The organism is uncultured Ruegeria sp. (genome assembly GCF_947504215.1).
GTDB lineage: Bacteria > Pseudomonadota > Alphaproteobacteria > Rhodobacterales > Rhodobacteraceae > Ruegeria.
On record NZ_CANNGO010000005.1, the window covers coordinates 130166 to 146714 of the forward strand.

Below are 16549 nucleotides of genomic sequence, written 5' to 3' on the forward strand. Positions count from 1 at the left end.
CACAACCGACGCGCTATTCGTTCTTTACCGAGTCGAGAAGCTCAGCGATCTGCTGACGCGCCTTTGCGCTGTCATCCAGTAAATTGGCCGCATCCGCCAGTGGTCTGGCTGGCAATCTGATTGGCGGTTCGGACAATGCTGTTGCCGCTGCATTTATGTTCGCGAATTTCCCTGCCGGCTCTGAACCGACCGCGGGCGGTAGTCCGGCCAGCCACAAATAGCGGTTCGCCATCATTATTTCTCCGAGTTCCCGCGACATCTCGCCAGCTGCCGCATAGTCTTCAACGGCGCTCATGGCCTGAACCCGCAGCGCAACTGCATTTCTCGATGCATCACTTTCCAACTCTAGCATCGCCTGATGTGGGCGACCATCCATCAGGGCAGCGCGGGCCCGTAACCGCGCCCGTTCAGATCGTCTGATGCTGTCTTGTTGTCTGTTGGCCAAAGCAAAACTCTGTGCCGCAAACCCAAGCGAAGCGAGGCGATTCGATAGGATTATAGCGGTATCTGTCGACAACAGATCGGTGAACTCTGATGGCATAGCTAATGCTTGGCGCAGAAAAGTCACATCGTCCGATCGCTCTGCGAGCAATTGAAGGTGCCGATTCAAGGTGACTGGCACCTCTTCTCCATCTGGCAAAGTCTTGATCAGATCCAGTGCGCTGTCGAATTCATGGCTCAAGCCAAGAGCGACTGCATGAGTTCGCGCCATCATAGGTCCAATCTCGGATCGTCGGAATTCCATCGCATAAGACGCGGCAAGCCCAAGCTCTTGCGATGTTACCGCTCCCCGATCAACCCAGCGTTTGTCAACCAACCGGGCCAGTGCCAATGGTGCTTCCGTCAAAGCGCCCGGGCTGGAGGCGACCTCGCTGAGCAAGGTTTCAGCGCGCTCGTCGTCACCTGCTGCCTCGGCGACCTTGGCCTTTACTCGTGTCACGCTGGAGTGTTCGGTCAGTTCGATGCGATTAACCGAGCGCAACACGCGCCGCGCGGCCTCTAGCTCCTGAGCATCGAGCAAGATGGACGACACCCTTGGCCCGAGCGTGCGACGAAGATGTTCAGGCAGCCTGGCAAAGGCTTGTTCAATCGCCTCAACATCGGCTTCGGATGCCAGCTCACTTTCCGATAGAACCGCCCATAGCGCCGCGTCGCTGTCACATCGCTGTAGTTTTCTGAATGGGTTTGGTCCGGACATCTGTCGATCGTCCATGATATATGCGATGGCGGAAACCCTCGTCAGTTCGGGGGTTTGCGTCTCCATCAACCCCAATACTCTGATCGCCTCTGCCCCAAATCCATAAAACGCGTAGAGCTTGGCGAGACTGACAGCGCGCTCGTCGTCCAGATGATCAAACTCCTGATACAGCCCAACCCTTAGGTCCGCCAACTGGCTGTGGAATGGGCGCGCTTCAGACCAGTGATCAAAGCCCAATTCGGTGGTCGAGAAACAGGTCGGCCTATCCCCGATCTGCAGCAATTCTGCACCAAGCAACCCGTTCAGATCGTCAAGTACACTCGACAGATGAATATTCGAACTCAGACTGGGCGGCACTGCCGTTCTCGAAACACTGGACGAATTACGAGGCCCGACAGGTGCCAGGTTCAGGTCAAGCAGGCTCCTATCCGCGCCTTGCAGCAGACGCGCAGACAACTGGTCCCTAAACTCCTGCTCGTTCATGTTCAGAGGCGGCAGCTTCAAATCCACTTTCAGACCCAGTCTTTTGGGGTGAGATTCACGGTCTGGTTCGCGCGTCAAAACTGGCGGAGGGATGTAAGTGGTCAGCGGTGGCAATGAAATGCCAGGTGCGATGTCGACCACGATCATCGAGTTTCTAAACAAAAAGGCCGACGCGACGCAATCGCATCCGAACTCCATGTTCAATGCGGCCCCGGGCTGGGATTGCGACAGGGACGACAGACGATTGGTTGTCAGGCGTCCAAAGACCGATCTGGTTTGAAAGGTGACGTCATCCACCTCCACGGTCAGCGTTGCGCCATTTTTCTGCTGCGCCAAAACCCAACCGGTGTCTGGGGGCACGTTGAACACAAGGCGTGTGTACCCGTCATGCTCGCCAGATCGTACCGTCACTTCCTTCGACGCTGCGCCCGATGCGACCGCAATCAGGATGGAAACCACTGCACAAAATCGTGTCATGCCGCCGCCTGCTTAAGTTCCTTCAGCGCGTCCTCAAGCTCGGTAAAGCCGGGGCGGTTGTGGGTCGGTGTGTTTTGACGCCCGACTTCAATGCACATCGCCGCGTTGTGATTGTGCAGGTTGGCAACCAGAACCTCTTTGATCAGCTGGTAAAAGTGGTTGTCCTCCTCCACCACGGATTTCAACTTACCTGAAAATGGGCCGACCAACCCATACGCCAAAAAAACCCCCAGGAATGTACCGACCAAAGCGCCACCGATCAGTTTTCCCAAAACTTCGGGCGGCTGATCGATCGACCCCATTGTCTTGATCACACCCAGAACCGCGGCAACAATCCCCAGCGCAGGCAGGCCGTCTGCCACGGTCTGCAGCGCGTGGCTGGAGTGCATCGCATGGTGAAAATTAGCCTCCATCCGTTTCTCCAGAACCTCTTCGACCTGATGCGGATCGTCATAGTTCATCGAAGCCGATCGCATGGTGTCGCAAATAAGATCAACAGCTTCCTTATCAGCCTGTATCTTGGGGTACGCGGAAAAGATGCTGGAACTTTCGGGCTCTTCAATATGTTGTTCAACCTCTACCGGATTTGCACGCGCGATGCGGATTAACGAAAACAAAAGGCACAACAGGTCGCGATAATCCTCCGGTTTCCATTTTGGCCCTTTGAAGACTTTTCCCATGTCTTTGAGTGTGTGTTTTACGCCGCTCATATCGTTACTGATCAGGAACGCACCGATTGCGGCGCCGCCGATCATCATCATCTCAAACGGTAGGGACTTCATAATGATGGTCATCTTGCCGCCTGCGGCGAGATAACCGCCGAACACCATCACGAAAATGACGACAATTCCAACAATTCCAATCATTTGTGATCTCCAGCAATATCCAGTGCAGGGTTAGGGGACACGGGCAACTACTCCTGCGGGGCGTTGGCGTTGCGCCCGGCCATCACAACACTGATCGTATACGCCACTTCGGGGCTGAGACCGGCAAGGACTCCAGCTGCAGCGTCAGGCGGCATGCGCGACAGAAAACCAGCCGCAAAAGTCGGGTCCATGGTCTCGAACAGCGCAGCGACATCTTTGGGCTTCATGTTCTGGTACACGTCTGTCAGACGCGTCAGATCAGTTTCCGCAGCCTTGTCCGCCACGGCCAGCGTCGCGCGCAGGGAAGTTTCGGCCTCTTGCATCGCAATTAATCTGGTCTCAATTGCCTGGTCTGCTATCTCCAGCGCTTTTTCCCTTTCGACCAATGCATCTTCGCGCGCCTGCACGCGTTCCTCGCGACGCAAAAGTTCGGTCAATACAACCTGAACATCCCGTGTATCCGCCGAGGCAGACTTACTTTCGATAGGCTGAGGTTCTGTCGATTTGGCCAGGGCTGGCCCGGCTTCCAACCCCAACCGAATCGCAGCTGAGCCAATCATCAAAAAAGAAATCACCGCAAGAACACCACCTCGTGGATGCCCGCGCGTCTCATTTGCCGGGCGACTTCTCATTTTGGGGCCTCGTTCTGCTTGCGGTCATGCCGGAAAAACATCACGCCTTCAGGGACTTTTGCAGAGGCATCAAGGGCTGAGGCATCTCCGGATTCAGACGAGACAGCGAGCTCTTGCGCCGCGACCTTGATGTCCTGGGTCATTGAATCAGAAGGCAGGTCGTCTCTGGGGGAGGCATCCGATTTGGTAGCAGTGTCGACAGTCTCATCTGTGACAACGTCATGCATCGACGCCATCATGAGTTCCAGCCGCTGAGCCACTGTCTCCGCACGTTGAGTGAGGTCTTTAAGCACATCGCCCGATTGGTCAGAGGCCGCCCGCGCGCTCTCCAGCGATGTCCTCAGCTCATCCGCCTGAGAAGACAGTACGGCAACAGCGCCGCCTACGCCCTTTTCGAGATTTGTGAACCGCTTGAGCCGTCGTGACAGCACAAAGCAATAAAGGCCCGCGCCCAGCGCCCCCGCAACCAGCAAAATATCCGCAACCAGCTCCAATTTCGCCTCCTAATTCAGTACAAATTCCATGACCAGAACGTCACGCACCCGGCCTTCGCCGACGACAATTCCGAAGCGCCGCAGCAGGTGCCCGCGAATGCGTATCAGGGCTAGAGAATCCTCAAGATCCGAGATTTCAACGGCCCGCAGATACCCGTTCAGGACATCCATGATTCGTGGCTGCATTTTTTCCACATCAGCGATGTACGGTGCGTTAACTTCGAGCTGCGCATGAAATTTCAGATGGCGCGACTCGCCCGTATTCACAGATACGATGACAGGCGGAAGATCGACGAATCCCACATCTGCAAGTGCCTTAGCGGGCATGTCTTCCTGGGTTTTATCAATGGCGGCCTTTTCTGCCTTGGCGCCAAAGGGCAACACCCCGGACGAAGTCAGAAAATACCCAGCGGCCGCGCCTGAGATCGCCAGAATCAACCCGACAATCAACCCCATTTTCCCCTTTTTTACAGGGGCCTCCGCCTGTTCTGCAGTTGCGTCGGTCATGACGTCCTCATTCATCCAATCTGCAACTGTCATAACCCTATATGGACTAACCGATTGTTAAGGGCATTCGGCCAAACAAGAGGGGTGCCGGGCAGAATGTCGGCGAGTCGGAGGTGAGTGTGCAGCAGATCGGAACCGTCTGGGCGGGTTTGGACAGGCGAAAACAAATTGTCGTCGCTGGTGCGGTTGTGCTGGTCTTTCTTGGTGTATTGGGGATGTCACGGCTTGTGTCCGCGCCGTCGATGACACTGCTATATGCAGGGCTGGAAAGCGGTGCCGCAGGGGACATCGTCCGTTCGCTGGATCAGCGTGGTGTGCCATACGAGATTCGTGGCGGGTCCATCTATGTTCCAGGCGCAAAGCGGGACGAATTGCGCATGATGTTGGCCAGCGAAGGCTTGCCTGCAAACAGTAACCGTGGGTACGAACTGCTAGATACACTCAGCGGTTTTGGTACCACGTCGCAGATGTTCGATGCCGCCTATTGGCGCGCGAAAGAGGGTGAGTTGGCGCGCACCATTGTCGGCAGTCGCCATATCAGCCAAGCTCGGGTTCATATTGCAAATGCATCGGCGAACCCGTTTCAGCGAAGCGTCGCTCCAACCGCCTCGGTCTATCTGGTTCCATCGGGGTCAGATATAACTGGCGATCAGGCCAAGGCGGTTCGCTTTCTTGTGTCATCCGCCGTCAGTGGTCTGGCGCCCGAGAACGTGGCTGTTATTGATTCCAATGGATCCGTAATCGGAGGGCAGGAGACGGCGGTGGCCGCTGATACGGCCGATGATAAGTCCCGCCAATTGCGCGAACGGGTTTTGCGCCTAGTCGAGGCTCGGGTTGGCACTGGCAACGCTGTGGTCGAGGTTAGCGTCGATACCGTGACCAAAACGGAATCGATCCGCGAACGGCGCTTTGATCCCAAAGGTCGCGTTGCGATTAGCACGGATGTTGAAGAGAAATCGGATAGCGCCCGCAACCAGTCGTCTGATGTAACTGTTGCGTCGAACCTGCCTGATGGTGATGGTGCAGGGGGTGATGAATCGAATTCGACGGCGACGCAAACCCGCGAACGTGTGAACTATGAAGTGTCCGAGACCGAGCTTGAGGTCCATAATGCACCAGGGGCAATCAAACGGCTGACGGTTGCCGTATTGGTCAATGGCATGCGCGCAGTTGACGCCGCCGGTGCCGAAACCTTTACACCGCTGCCGCAGACCGAGCTCGACGCGTTGGAAGAGCTTGTTGCATCTGCCGTCGGGTTTGATCCCGAACGTGGGGATGTAATCACATTGAAATCTCTGGATCTGCCAGCTGTTGAACCTCAGGGGACACTGGTCTCGGCGTCGATGTGGCAGAAGATCCATCTGGATGCGATGTCTCTCATCCAAATGGCCGTTCTGGCGATTGTCTCTCTGGTTCTGGCGTTGTTTGTCATCCGACCGATCTTGATGAAACCCGCAATGGCCCAGGCCTTACTGCCAGCCGGCGCAGCACCTGTAGCGGACGATGCCCCGCTGCTAACGGGCGAAATTGCGGCGGCTGACGGATCGGACTTTTCGCAACTTCCGGCGCAAGCCAATGTACCGGCGCTCGGCTCCGCTGTGTCAGAAGATCCGGTGGATCGGCTTCGGTCCATGATCGGTGACAAGCAGGAGGAGACAGTGGAGATCCTTCGCAGTTGGCTTGAAGAAGGCGAGGAGCGTGCGTGATGTCCATTACCCATCTTCTTGAAGACTTCACGGTGCAGTCCGGCGGCGGCAAGATTCATTTGCTGGATGACGAAGCATTGGAAGAACAAAACCTTGCGGCCTTTGAAAAGGGGTATGGCGCTGGGTGGGAAGACGCGATGCAGGCGCAAGAACAAAGCCAAGGGCAGGTCTCGGCCGAGCTTGGCAATGCATTGCAGGACATGTCGTTCACCTACCACGAGGCAATCAACCGCATGACGCTGTCGCTGGAACCGATGTTCCAGAGCCTGACCCGCATCGTTCTGCCGGACACTATGGAGCGCGGCTTTGCGGCCCGGATGGTCGAGCAATTGTGTGGCATGGCTGGTGAACAGATTGAACAGCCGATGCAGATCAGGGTGCCCAAAGGGTGTGCCAAAGACGTCGAGGCGATGATTCCATCCGACTTATCGCCGACCCCGCGCGTGATTGAGGATGCGTCGCTGGACCCGGGCCAAGCGCGGTTGCAAGTAGGCGTTTCCCGACGCGAGATCGATTGCAGCGCTCTGCTGGCTTCGGTCGCGTACGCATTCGATTCCTATGTGTTTGAGGCAAGAGAGGCTTTGTCAAATGAGTGATACTCAGACCCCGAAATCAGATAAGCCGAACCCGTTTGATTCTGTTCCGATCGAAGTAACCGTGTCGGTTGGCCGTGCACGCCCTTTGATCAAGGACCTGTTGAACATGGGCGAGAACGCTGTGTTGACCTTGGACAAGCGGATTGAGGATCCGGTTGACCTGTATGTCGGAGACCAATTGGTTGCACGCGGTTTGCTCGAGGAAATGGAGGGCGATCAAGCCGGTCAACTGGCTGTGCGATTGACGGAAATTGCCGATCTGCAAAATGGGATCGGGTAATGCGCGCCCTGATCTGTTTGGTTTGTGCGGCTGTATTTCTAAGCCCGTCGCTTGCCGTGGCACAGGAGCTGACGCTTTCGCTGGGCGAGGGCGGGTCAATCTCGGCCCGGACCATCCAGCTGATTCTGCTGATCACCGTGCTGAGCCTTGCGCCTGGGTTAGCGATCATGATCACTTGTTTTCCGTTTTTGATCACCGTTCTGGCCATCCTGAGACAAGGTATCGGGCTGCAGCAATCACCACCAAACATGTTGATCGTAAGCCTGGCTCTGTTTCTGACTTACTTTATCATGGAGCCCGTGTTTACCGAGGCTTGGACCGATGGAATCCGCCCACTGGTTGAAGAAACGATGGGTGTTGAAACAGCATTAGAACGCGCATTGGAGCCATTCAGGGTATTTATGGCCAACCGTTTGGACGTGGACACGTTCTATGCCATGGCGGCATTACGACCCGGAGGCGACGCGCTGGAACTGTCAGCCCAGGCCCCGCTTTCGGTTCTGATGCCGTCTTTTATGCTTTCCGAGATTGCCCGGGCCTTTCAGATCGGCTTTCTGATCTTTCTGCCATTTTTGATCATCGATCTGGTGGTAGCCGCTGTTCTTATGTCCATGGGTATGATGATGGTGCCGCCCGCGATTGTTTCACTGCCGTTCAAACTGGCGTTCTTTGTGATCGCCGACGGATGGGCACTGATCGCCAGCGCCTTGGTGCGCAGTTACATGCCATGACACCTGTCAGGGTGTTCCATCAAAGGGCGCGTTTGCGGCATAACCGCCAGTTCTCAAGGACTGTGTTGAGGAACCGCAAAATAGGCAGGTTCGAACACACTCAGTCTTAACCCGTCCGGTCAAGGTCCTTGATCAGCTGGTTCAGGTTGCCTTTTCTTGCATCCAGCATTGCGCCGATTTCAGTTCGTTCGGTCAGCAGCAGGTTCACGCCTTCGATGAACATGTTGTAGAACTTGTCACGCCCCGATTTGTCGGACACAAGAAAAGTCACATCAAAAGGTGCTGAACCGCGCAGTTTCACCAGGGTTCTGACCTCGTACCCCGCTTTGATCTTTCGGGCGTTACGTACATTGACCTCACCCCCGATGAATTCCCGGAAGCGGCGGCCGTACTTGCGCGAGATATATCCCTGAAACGCTTTGGTGAACTTTTTCAGCTGCGACGGGCTGGCGGTGCGGGCATCCACACCCAAAGCATAGCGCGCCATGATCGGCACGTCGGCATATTGCACAAAGATCTTTTCGAAATCACGCAACATGGCGTTTTCCGATTTGCCCGATGCGATCACGCGATTGATTTCGGTTACCACGCTGTTCACCAGTGCCTTGGCGCTTGCCTCAGTCTGGGCAAATGCGGACACAGGTATCGCTGTCAGTGCTACACCCGTCAGGGTAGTCGCAATAAAATGGCGTCGGTTCAAGGCTTTACTCGGCATAGGGGTCCTCGTAAGGGTCTAAATAGGGGTCCCTGACTGGGTCGGTTCCGATGTCGGCATAGGGATCGGTGTAAAGGTCCAGATAGGCATCCTCGTCATCCCTTGCCAGTTCAAACCGGCGATTCTGCAAATAGATCAGACGCGCCTGCGCATAACTGTCGGCGCTGTCATACAAGATCGAATCGACCGTGTCCGAGAACCGACCCCGGTCGCCCATCCGTCGTACAACTTCGGCATAGACACCCAGATTGTCGGCCGGGCGCGTTGGCGTGAAATTGATGGGGTTCGAGAACAGGTTGACCACGACACCTACGGCATCGCGGGTGGTCGAGGGGCCGTAGAACGGCAGTTCGACATAAGCACCTTCGCCAAAGCCCCAGACATGCAGTGTCTCGCCGAAATCGGTATCAACCGGAGGCAGGTTCAGTTCGTCTGCAGGGGCGGATAACCCAAATCCGCCAACAGTCATGTTGATCACGAACCGCAAAAGTGCGTTACCCATCTGCTTGGGGTTGCCCTGCAGCAGATAGTCAACCGCCTGTCCAGGCAGAGAGATATTCTCGGCGAATGTACTAAAGCTGGTGACCATCGGGTCGGGAACGATTTTCACATAACCTTTCGAGGCTGGACGAAACAGGAACCGATCCAGGCCAAGGTTGAATTTGTGAACGGATCGGTTTGTGTCTTCATACGGGTCAAAAACCTGACCGCGGGCGGCTTGATCTGAAGGTTGTGAGGCGCACGCAGTCAATACGAACACCAGCGGAAGAACAACAAGATGTTTTAGGCGAAGTCTGCTTAACACGGTCTTTGTTACTCCAAAGCGGCCTAGCACCTTCGCGACCAGGCATTCAATCAACAATGTAGTGCTGTATCGGCACAAGTCGTTGTCACATAGATGTTTCGGGTCAAAATTGAAACACCTTGCGTTTAACCCGCCTGCCGGTCCGGGGTAAAGTGACACCGGTTCAACAGTTCGGAATAAGAGAAGTTATGCCAAGATTGCAGGCATTCCAGAAAATACTGGTTTCCGGCTTTCCCAATCCGATCTTCCCGGTTAGCGTCCGCCCGAGTCGAAAACAGGGAGGATCATAAATGAGCATCGCAGCCAAATTGGAAAGCCTGGGTGTGACCTTGCCCGATGCACCTGCACCAGCGGCAAACTATGTGCCTTTTGTGCGTGTCGGTAACATCGTCTACGTCTCAGGCCAGATATCAAAGGCAGATGACCTGATCACCGGCAAACTGGGGGATGACATGGATGTCGCAGCAGGCGCTGCGGCGGCAAAGGTTTGTGCCATCAATCTGCTTGCGCAGGTCAGGGCAGCCTGCGGTGGTGACATCGAAAAGCTGGTGCGTGTGATCAAGCTGACTGGCTTTGTGAATTCAACCGCAGATTTCACAGACCAACCACAGGTGATCAACGGGGCCTCAGATTTCCTTGTCGAGGCTTTGGGGGATGCAGGTCGTCATTCCCGTTCAGCTGTCAGCGCTGCATCATTGCCACTGGGTGTCGCTGTTGAAATCGAAGGTATTTTCGAGGTTCAATGACACCGTCTCTGCCAGCAGAGTTCCTGCAAACCCCGCTCGCACATCGGGCGCTGCATGACAAAACGCAGAGCCGTCCGGAAAACAGCCGGGCGGCCATTCGTGCTGCCGTCGAGGCCGGGTATGGGATTGAGGTCGATCTGCAACTGACCTCGGATGATCGCGCGATGGTGTTTCACGACTACGACATGGCCCGATTGACCGGGCAGTCTGGTCCAATCCGGCAGATCACCGCTACGCAGGCGTCATCCACCACGTTGCTGCACGCTGACGATGGCATTCCGACGCTGGATGAAGTGCTGGATCTGGTTGCTGGCAAGGTGCCGCTGTTGATCGAGCTCAAGGATCAGGACGGGGCGATGGGCACGGATGTTGGGGCTCTCGAACAGGATGCTGTTCGCGCGTTGCAAGGATATGATGGCCCGCTAGCGCTGATGTCTTTCAATCCAAACAGCGTGGCCGAACTGGCTCGTCTGGCGCCGGATTTGCCGCGCGGTCTGGTGACCAGTTCATATGATCCGCAGGATTGGCCCCTGTCTGAAGAAACTTGCAGCCATCTGCGCGCCATTCCCGATTTCGATCGGGTCGGCGCCAGTTTCATCAGCCACGAAGTCCACGATCTGGCCCGTCCCCGAGTAGCTGAACTCAAATCGAAGGGTGTACCGATACTGTGTTGGACGGTCCGGTCGCCCGAACAAGAGGCAGAAGCGCGCAAGGTTGCCGACAATGTGACCTTTGAGGGGTATTTGGCCGCACAACCGGGTTGATCCCGCCGCGTCCCACCACAAATATTGATCAGGTGCGGAGGGCATATGGATCAGGCACAGATCGAGGTTCAGATTCTGGGGTCGCTCTCGCAGATTGCTGCGGCAGAGTGGGACAGTTGTGCTTGTCCCGAGGCGGCAGATGGCGGGCGTCCGTTAGATCCGTTTACCACACATCGGTTCCTGCTTGCGCTTGAAGAAAGCGGTTCCGTCGGTCGTGGCACTGGCTGGCAACCGCAATACCTGACGGCATTTCTGGATGGCATGTTGATTGCGGCAGCACCGATGTATGCCAAATCCCACAGCCAGGGCGAGTATATCTTCGATCACAGCTGGGCGCATGCTTACGAAAGTGCTGGCGGACGCTATTACCCCAAATTGCAGATCACCGTGCCCTTTACGCCAGCTACCGGGCGGCGCTTTCTGGTGCGCCCCGGGTACGAAGGCATTGGCATGTCGGCGTTGGTGCAGGGCGCGGTGCAACTGGCGGCGGACAATCAGGTTTCTTCGCTGCATGCAACCTTCTGTACCCAGGATGAGGCGCTGGCGGGTGAGCAGATGGGGTTGATGGTGCGAAGCTCGCAGCAGTTTCACTGGCTCAACAACAACTATGCGGATTTCGCCGGTTTTCTCGCCGACTTGTCCTCGCGCAAACGCAAGAACATTCGCAAGGAACGCGCACAGGCGGGAGATTTCGGGGGCGAGATCCGCACCCTGACGGGATCTGATCTGAGGCCGGAGCATTGGGATGCATTCTGGGAGTTTTATCAGGACACTGGCGCACGCAAATGGGGATCGCCATATCTTACGCGCCAGTTTTTTGATATCGCGCAGGACACCATGGCCGATGATATGGCACTGGTTCTGGCCGAACGTAATGGCGTTCCGATCGCAGGTGCGCTTAATTTCATTGGTCGCGAAACACTTTTTGGTCGCTATTGGGGCTGTGTCGAACACCACGCCTGCCTGCATTTTGAGCTGTGCTACTATCAGGCAATCGACTTTGCCATTGCTAATGGGCTTGCCCGTGTCGAAGCCGGTGCGCAGGGTGAACACAAGCTGGCGCGCGGCTATTTGCCCACGCTCACCCACAGCCTGCATTGGATTGGCGATCCAGGATTTGCAGATGCGGTAAAAAAGTATCTAGACGCCGAAGGCCGCGCAGTGGGAGAAGAGATCGAGATTCTGACGGATTACGGCCCGTTTAGAAAATCGAACCCGGAGGAACAGCAATGACCGAACTTTTGTCTACTGAAACCCGCGGACCCCTGCTGGATCCGCTGTTCAACAACGGCTGGACCATGGTTGAAGGCCGGGACGCGATCACCAAGACCTTCATATTCGACAATTTCGTCGCTGCATTTGGCTGGATGACGCAAGTGGCAATCTGGGCCGAAAAGTGGAACCATCACCCCGAATGGTCGAATGTGTACCGCACAGTCGACGTGGTGCTGTCCACCCATGACGTGGGCGGTTTGTCGTCGCTGGATGCAAAGCTTGCGCGCAAAATGGACAGCTTGCTTTAGCCTCTGTCGCTGCCTGATCCAACGCCGCCAGCCAAAGACGCCACCACACCCATCTGTTTGAATTCGGACGGTGTTACCGTGCCATCGTTGACATTGATGTTAGACGGTATCCCGGTCGTGCGGTTGCCGATGGACCGAACGCTGCGTGCGGCCGGGTTTATGTCCAGGCACCGCGTATCATAGCAGGTCAGACCGCTGGTATTGATCTGAATACGGGGCTGGCCGTCCGGGCCGGTGACCATCGGGGCCTGAGGCACGTCACATGCCGCCAGCAGCGCAAGCGCGCTCAGGCCGATCCATTTGCTCATACCATGCTCCTGTCAGAGTTGGCCTAGTCCAACTGGCTATTTCCGTCCTGATCCGCCGCATTGAAATCTAGGTTCATCTGGGCGTCGTATTCAGCTCTGGAGATAAGGCTATCTTTGTTGCGGTCAACTTGCTGGAACTGCTTGATGTCCAGAAACGGCTTGGCTTCGTCCAGACCCAGCGTCCCGTTCTTGTCGTCATCCATTTCCTGAAACGCATAGTCGGAAAAGGCGTTGAACTCGTCCTTGGACAGAAACCCATCATTGTTGGTGTCAATCGCGTTCAACTCTTTTTCATGCAACTCAGCCACGGTTTCGGCGCTGACGGCATTCGCCAGAAACATGGCGGCGACAAGGATAACTGCGCGCTTCATTCCAAACCCCCTCAGCATGAGAACCTCTGACCTTCAATGCCCCCGGCAGCAGCGCCGGCCGCAGTCAAGATTGATTTTCCGGACCCACCACCAAACTGGTTGCCAATGGCGCCGCCGATCAACGCGCCCCCAAGGGTTCCGCTGAGACATGCGATTTCGTGTTGCCGTGCGGCTTGTTGTTGCGGCGTGGGTGCAGGGCCGCAGGCCGCCAACAGACCCGCCCCGCCCAAGATAACAGAATACAAACTAAGTTTCACAAATGAGCCCCCCAATAAGACGGGTCCAGTATTGGTCCATCGGGGGAGCGTATCAAGTTAAATACACTTCATGTGGCCCCAGCACAGCCGGGGCCAAACTGGATCAAATGACGTCCAGCAGTCCTTCGCCTGCCGAAGTTTCACAGACACCTGGGTTTTCTTCCAGGTTCAGGGCGACGACCTTGCCGTCTTCGACCAGCATGGCGTAGCGCTTGGACCGTGCAATCAGGCCCACGGGTGGTGCATCAAAATCCATTCCCAGTGCCTTGGTAAATTCCGATGAGGCATCGGACAGCATGGTCAGACCGGCCGCGCTGGCACCTGTGGATTCGCCCCAAGCGCTCATCACAAAGGGATCGTTGACCGAAATGCAGATGATCTCGTCTACACCCTTTGCGTCGAACTGATCTTTGGTCCGCATGAAGCTGGGCACATGCGCAGTTGTGCAGGTGCCGGTATATGCCCCAGGCACAGCAAAAATGACGACCTTCCGGCCTTTTGTCTTGTCTGAAACCTGAACGCCTTCGGGGCCTTCAGCGCCCATTTGGATCAGTGTGGCATCGGGCAGAGTATCACCGGTAGAAATCATTTTGTGCTCCTGTCGATTGGATTTGCAGAGTCAGTCCCTGCCGCAATATAGGTGGTCGGACGAAAGTGACCACGTGAATTCGACAGGGTGGGAGGAACATGAGCCATATTGTCGTGATAGGTGCCGGACAGGCGGGTGCATCGCTTGTTGCCAGGCTGCGAAAAGATGGGTTCGAAGGCGATATCACCCTGATTGGGGCCGAGCCGCATCTGCCATATCAGCGCCCGCCACTGTCCAAGGCCTACCTGCTGGGCGAGATGGAGCTGGAACGTTTATTCCTGCGCCCCGAGAGCTTTTATACCGATAACAACATCACCCTGCGTTTGGGTCAGCGCGTGACCGGCATCGATGCCAAGGCCAAGACTGTGACGTTGGGCGATGAGGTTATTTCCTATGACGAGCTTGCCCTGACCACCGGATCAGACCCGCGTCGGTTGCCCGCTGCGATAGGCGGTGATCTGGATGGTGTGCACGTGGTGCGCGATCTGGCGCATGTGGACGATATGAGCCCCTGGGTCACCGAAGGTGCGCGCGCACTGATCGTGGGCGGCGGCTATATCGGGCTTGAGGCCGCCGCCGTCTGCGCCAAGCGCGGGGTCAAGGTAACGCTGGTTGAAATGGCGGATCGTATCCTGCAACGTGTTGCTGCTCCTGAAACCAGCGACTATTTTCGCGCCTTGCACAGCGACTACGGCGCGGACATACGCGAAGGGGTTGGGCTGGATCGTCTGGTGGGCGAGAATGGCAAGGTGACGGGCGCCGTCTTGACCGATGGGTCCGAGCTTGAACTGGATTTCGTTATCGTCGGCGTCGGGATCGCGCCGGCAACCCAGCTGGCCGAGATGGCGGGGCTGACGTTGGACAACGGAATCAAGACAGATGCCCATGGCCGCACCTCTGATCCGTCAATCTGGGCGGCCGGTGATTGTGCGTCTTTCCCGCACAAGGGTGATCGCATCCGGTTGGAAAGCGTGCCCAACGCAATCGATCAGGCCGAGATCGTCGCCCAGAATATGCTCGGCGCGGCCAAGGATTATGTGGCGACGCCTTGGTTTTGGTCGGATCAATACGACGTCAAATTACAGATCGCGGGCCTGAACACCGGCTATGATCGCGTGGTGACGCGCAACGGCGAAGGGGCAACTGTTTCCTTCTGGTACTACAAGGGCGATCGGCTGATTGCCGTTGACGCAATGAACGATCCGCGTTCCTATATGGTCGGCAAGCGCTTGATCGAGATGGGGAAAACAGCCGATCCGACTGTGGTGGCTGACCCGGATGCGGACCTGAAGCCGTTGCTTAAAGCGTGAGGATTATTGCCGGAGCGTTCCGGGGTCGCGCCCTGACCTCGGTTGGCAAAGGAGATGTGGGCGCGCATCTGCGCCCCACCACCGACCGGGTGCGCGAAAGCCTGTTCAACGTTCTGAGCCATCAGATCGATTTTGACGGCTTGCGCGTACTGGACCTGTTCGCGGGCACTGGCGCTTTGGGGCTTGAGGCGCTGTCGCGCGGCGCGTCTTATGTGACTTTTGTCGACGATGGTCGCGCGGCGCAGGCTCTGATCCGCAAAAATATTGACTTGACCGGCGGCAAAACCTGCACCGAGCTGATCCGCCGGGACGCAACGCGGTTGGGGGACAATCCAGGCCCGGGGTACGATCTGGTCTTCCTCGATCCGCCTTATGGTAAGGCGCTGGGCGAAAAGGCTTTGGTCAAAATCACGCAGGGTGGTTGGCTGGCTGATGACGCCCTGATCGTCTGGGAGGAAAGGGCCCCTATGACAGCGCCCGAGGGTTTCGATCTGCACGATACGCGGAAATATGGAGACACCCATATCTCATTGATGTGGTGGAAGGGGGCGTGACATGCATGATCTGGTGATTTTCGATTGCGATGGCGTTCTGGTCGATAGCGAGGTTCTGTCCAATCAGGTCATAGTCGACAATCTTGCGGGCTATGGTGTGCATCTTTCCTTGAACGAATGCATGTCGCTTTTTGTCGGCGGAACCATGACTGGTGTCCGCGACAAAGCCCGGGCGCTGGGCGCGGATTTGCCCGAGGCGTGGACCGATCAGATTTACGCCCAGACCTACGAGGTTTTGCGCGCAGGGACGCCTCTGATCGAGGGTATCCCCGAACTGTTGGCACAGCTTGATGCGCAGGGAATCCCATTCTGCGTTGCTTAAAACGGGCGGCCTGAAAAGATGCAGATCACACTGGGTCAAAACGGCTTGTGGGACCGTTTTAGCAACGTCATGTTCTCGGCCTATGTTCTGGGGGTCGGCAAACCCGACCCCACCATGTTTCGGACCGCAGCCCGGCATTTTGACGCTAAATCGCCTGTCGTCATCGAAGACAGTGAAAATGGCGTTACCGCTGCCATCAAGGCGGACATGCGCTGCCTTGGGTACGCGGCCCATGACGACGGTGCCCGGTTGGCTGCACTGGGCGCCGAGGTCTTTTCCGATATGGCGCAAGCCCCACAGCTTTTGGGGCTTTGA

The 16549-nt window shown here is 56.5% G+C and carries 21 protein-coding genes and 1 pseudogene; 11 read left to right on the forward strand and 11 right to left on the reverse strand.

Translation table 11 applies throughout. The features are described from left to right. Positions 1–13 precede the first annotated feature (13 nt). From Q1B21_RS11260 to fliL, 5 genes are read right to left on the reverse strand one after another with little or no spacing between them, the layout of a single operon-like run. Entirely contained in the window at positions 14–2158 is a 2145-nt protein-coding gene (locus Q1B21_RS11260; RefSeq protein WP_299889407.1) for a hypothetical protein, read from the reverse strand. Next, positions 2155–3024, reverse strand: a complete 870-nt coding sequence (gene motA / locus Q1B21_RS11265; protein WP_299079248.1) for a flagellar motor stator protein MotA — start codon at positions 3022–3024, stop codon at positions 2155–2157. Before motA ends, Q1B21_RS11260 begins: the two co-directional genes overlap by 4 nt. Positions 3025–3071: 47 nt before the next feature. After that, the gene (locus Q1B21_RS11270; protein WP_299889409.1) at positions 3072–3656 is read right to left on the reverse strand and encodes a hypothetical protein; all 585 of its coding nucleotides are present in this window, start codon (positions 3654–3656) and stop codon (positions 3072–3074) included. Next, the gene (locus tag Q1B21_RS11275; RefSeq protein ID WP_299889411.1) at positions 3653–4150 is read right to left on the reverse strand and encodes a hypothetical protein; all 498 of its coding nucleotides are present in this window, start codon (positions 4148–4150) and stop codon (positions 3653–3655) included. The genes Q1B21_RS11270 and Q1B21_RS11275 overlap by 4 nt, the downstream gene beginning before the upstream one ends. Before the next feature lie 9 nt (positions 4151–4159). Then, positions 4160–4657: a flagellar basal body-associated FliL family protein gene (fliL, locus tag Q1B21_RS11280; protein WP_299889413.1), complete on the reverse strand. Its 498-nt coding sequence runs from the start codon at positions 4655–4657 to the stop codon at positions 4160–4162. Between the two features lie 119 nt (positions 4658–4776). Between fliL and fliF the strand changes: the two genes are divergently transcribed. From fliF to fliP, 4 genes are read left to right on the forward strand one after another with little or no spacing between them, the layout of a single operon-like run. After that, the gene (gene fliF / locus Q1B21_RS11285) at positions 4777–6363 is read left to right on the forward strand and encodes a flagellar basal-body MS-ring/collar protein FliF (RefSeq protein ID WP_299889415.1); all 1587 of its coding nucleotides are present in this window, start codon (positions 4777–4779) and stop codon (positions 6361–6363) included. Further along, on the forward strand, positions 6363–6959 hold the full coding sequence (locus Q1B21_RS11290; RefSeq protein ID WP_299889417.1) for an ABC transporter ATP-binding protein: 597 nt from the start codon (positions 6363–6365) through the stop codon (positions 6957–6959). Before fliF ends, Q1B21_RS11290 begins: the two co-directional genes overlap by 1 nt. Beyond that, the gene (locus Q1B21_RS11295) at positions 6952–7239 is read left to right on the forward strand and encodes a FliM/FliN family flagellar motor C-terminal domain-containing protein (RefSeq protein WP_298934270.1); all 288 of its coding nucleotides are present in this window, start codon (positions 6952–6954) and stop codon (positions 7237–7239) included. The genes Q1B21_RS11290 and Q1B21_RS11295 overlap by 8 nt, the downstream gene beginning before the upstream one ends. Then, entirely contained in the window at positions 7239–7970 is a 732-nt protein-coding gene (gene fliP / locus Q1B21_RS11300) for a flagellar type III secretion system pore protein FliP (protein WP_299079230.1), read from the forward strand. The genes Q1B21_RS11295 and fliP overlap by 1 nt, the downstream gene beginning before the upstream one ends. 106 nt (positions 7971–8076) lie before the next feature. On the opposite strand, the gene Q1B21_RS11305 is transcribed toward fliP, so the two are convergent. Then, positions 8077–8685: a phospholipid-binding protein MlaC gene (locus Q1B21_RS11305; RefSeq protein ID WP_299889420.1), complete on the reverse strand. Its 609-nt coding sequence runs from the start codon at positions 8683–8685 to the stop codon at positions 8077–8079. Then, positions 8675–9490 carry a VacJ family lipoprotein gene (locus Q1B21_RS11310; RefSeq protein WP_299079224.1) on the reverse strand — a complete coding sequence of 272 codons (816 nt, stop codon included), beginning with the start codon at positions 9488–9490 and terminating at the stop codon, positions 8675–8677. The genes Q1B21_RS11305 and Q1B21_RS11310 overlap by 11 nt, the downstream gene beginning before the upstream one ends. Positions 9491–9780: 290 nt before the next feature. Here Q1B21_RS11310 and Q1B21_RS11315 point away from each other — a divergent pair, with 290 nt between their 5' ends. The 4 genes from Q1B21_RS11315 to Q1B21_RS11330 are packed head-to-tail and all read left to right on the forward strand — an operon-like array spanning position 9781 to position 12523. Beyond that, positions 9781–10236 carry a RidA family protein gene (locus tag Q1B21_RS11315; RefSeq protein ID WP_298934279.1) on the forward strand — a complete coding sequence of 152 codons (456 nt, stop codon included), beginning with the start codon at positions 9781–9783 and terminating at the stop codon, positions 10234–10236. Then, a complete protein-coding gene (locus Q1B21_RS11320) occupies positions 10233–11000 on the forward strand; it encodes a glycerophosphodiester phosphodiesterase family protein (RefSeq protein WP_299889422.1) in 768 nt (255 codons plus the stop codon). The genes Q1B21_RS11315 and Q1B21_RS11320 overlap by 4 nt, the downstream gene beginning before the upstream one ends. A 45-nt stretch (positions 11001–11045) precedes the next feature. Further along, positions 11046–12233, forward strand: coding sequence for a GNAT family N-acetyltransferase (locus tag Q1B21_RS11325; RefSeq protein WP_299889424.1), 1188 nt, complete (start codon positions 11046–11048; stop codon positions 12231–12233). Beyond that, positions 12230–12523 (forward strand): 4a-hydroxytetrahydrobiopterin dehydratase, encoded by a 294-nt coding sequence (locus Q1B21_RS11330; RefSeq protein ID WP_120634715.1) that lies wholly within the window; start codon positions 12230–12232, stop codon positions 12521–12523. Before Q1B21_RS11325 ends, Q1B21_RS11330 begins: the two co-directional genes overlap by 4 nt. On the opposite strand, the gene Q1B21_RS11335 is transcribed toward Q1B21_RS11330, so the two are convergent. The 4 genes from Q1B21_RS11335 to Q1B21_RS11350 form a co-directional block, all read right to left on the reverse strand. Then, the gene (locus tag Q1B21_RS11335) at positions 12520–12831 is read right to left on the reverse strand and encodes a hypothetical protein (RefSeq protein WP_299889427.1); all 312 of its coding nucleotides are present in this window, start codon (positions 12829–12831) and stop codon (positions 12520–12522) included. The genes Q1B21_RS11330 and Q1B21_RS11335 overlap by 4 nt on opposite strands. 23 nt (positions 12832–12854) lie before the next feature. Continuing rightward, a complete protein-coding gene (locus Q1B21_RS11340) occupies positions 12855–13202 on the reverse strand; it encodes a hypothetical protein (protein ID WP_298934288.1) in 348 nt (115 codons plus the stop codon). Positions 13203–13213: 11 nt separating this feature from the next. Continuing rightward, complete coding sequence (locus Q1B21_RS11345; RefSeq protein ID WP_299889429.1) at positions 13214–13459, reverse strand: glycine zipper 2TM domain-containing protein; 246 nt, start codon at positions 13457–13459, stop codon at positions 13214–13216. A 103-nt stretch (positions 13460–13562) separates the two neighbouring features. Then, positions 13563–14048 (reverse strand): peroxiredoxin, encoded by a 486-nt coding sequence (locus Q1B21_RS11350; RefSeq protein ID WP_298934290.1) that lies wholly within the window; start codon positions 14046–14048, stop codon positions 13563–13565. A 98-nt stretch (positions 14049–14146) separates the two neighbouring features. Here Q1B21_RS11350 and Q1B21_RS11355 point away from each other — a divergent pair, with 98 nt between their 5' ends. The 3 genes and pseudogenes from Q1B21_RS11355 to Q1B21_RS11365 all read left to right on the forward strand — a co-directional run bounded on the left by Q1B21_RS11355 (position 14147) and on the right by Q1B21_RS11365 (position 16549). Beyond that, the gene (locus Q1B21_RS11355; RefSeq protein WP_299889431.1) at positions 14147–15358 is read left to right on the forward strand and encodes an FAD-dependent oxidoreductase; all 1212 of its coding nucleotides are present in this window, start codon (positions 14147–14149) and stop codon (positions 15356–15358) included. Continuing rightward, positions 15355–15912 carry a 16S rRNA (guanine(966)-N(2))-methyltransferase RsmD gene (gene rsmD, locus Q1B21_RS11360; RefSeq protein WP_299889433.1) on the forward strand — a complete coding sequence of 186 codons (558 nt, stop codon included), beginning with the start codon at positions 15355–15357 and terminating at the stop codon, positions 15910–15912. Before Q1B21_RS11355 ends, rsmD begins: the two co-directional genes overlap by 4 nt. A gap of 1 nt (position 15913) precedes the next feature. Beyond that, positions 15914–16549: pseudogene (locus tag Q1B21_RS11365) on the forward strand (HAD family hydrolase).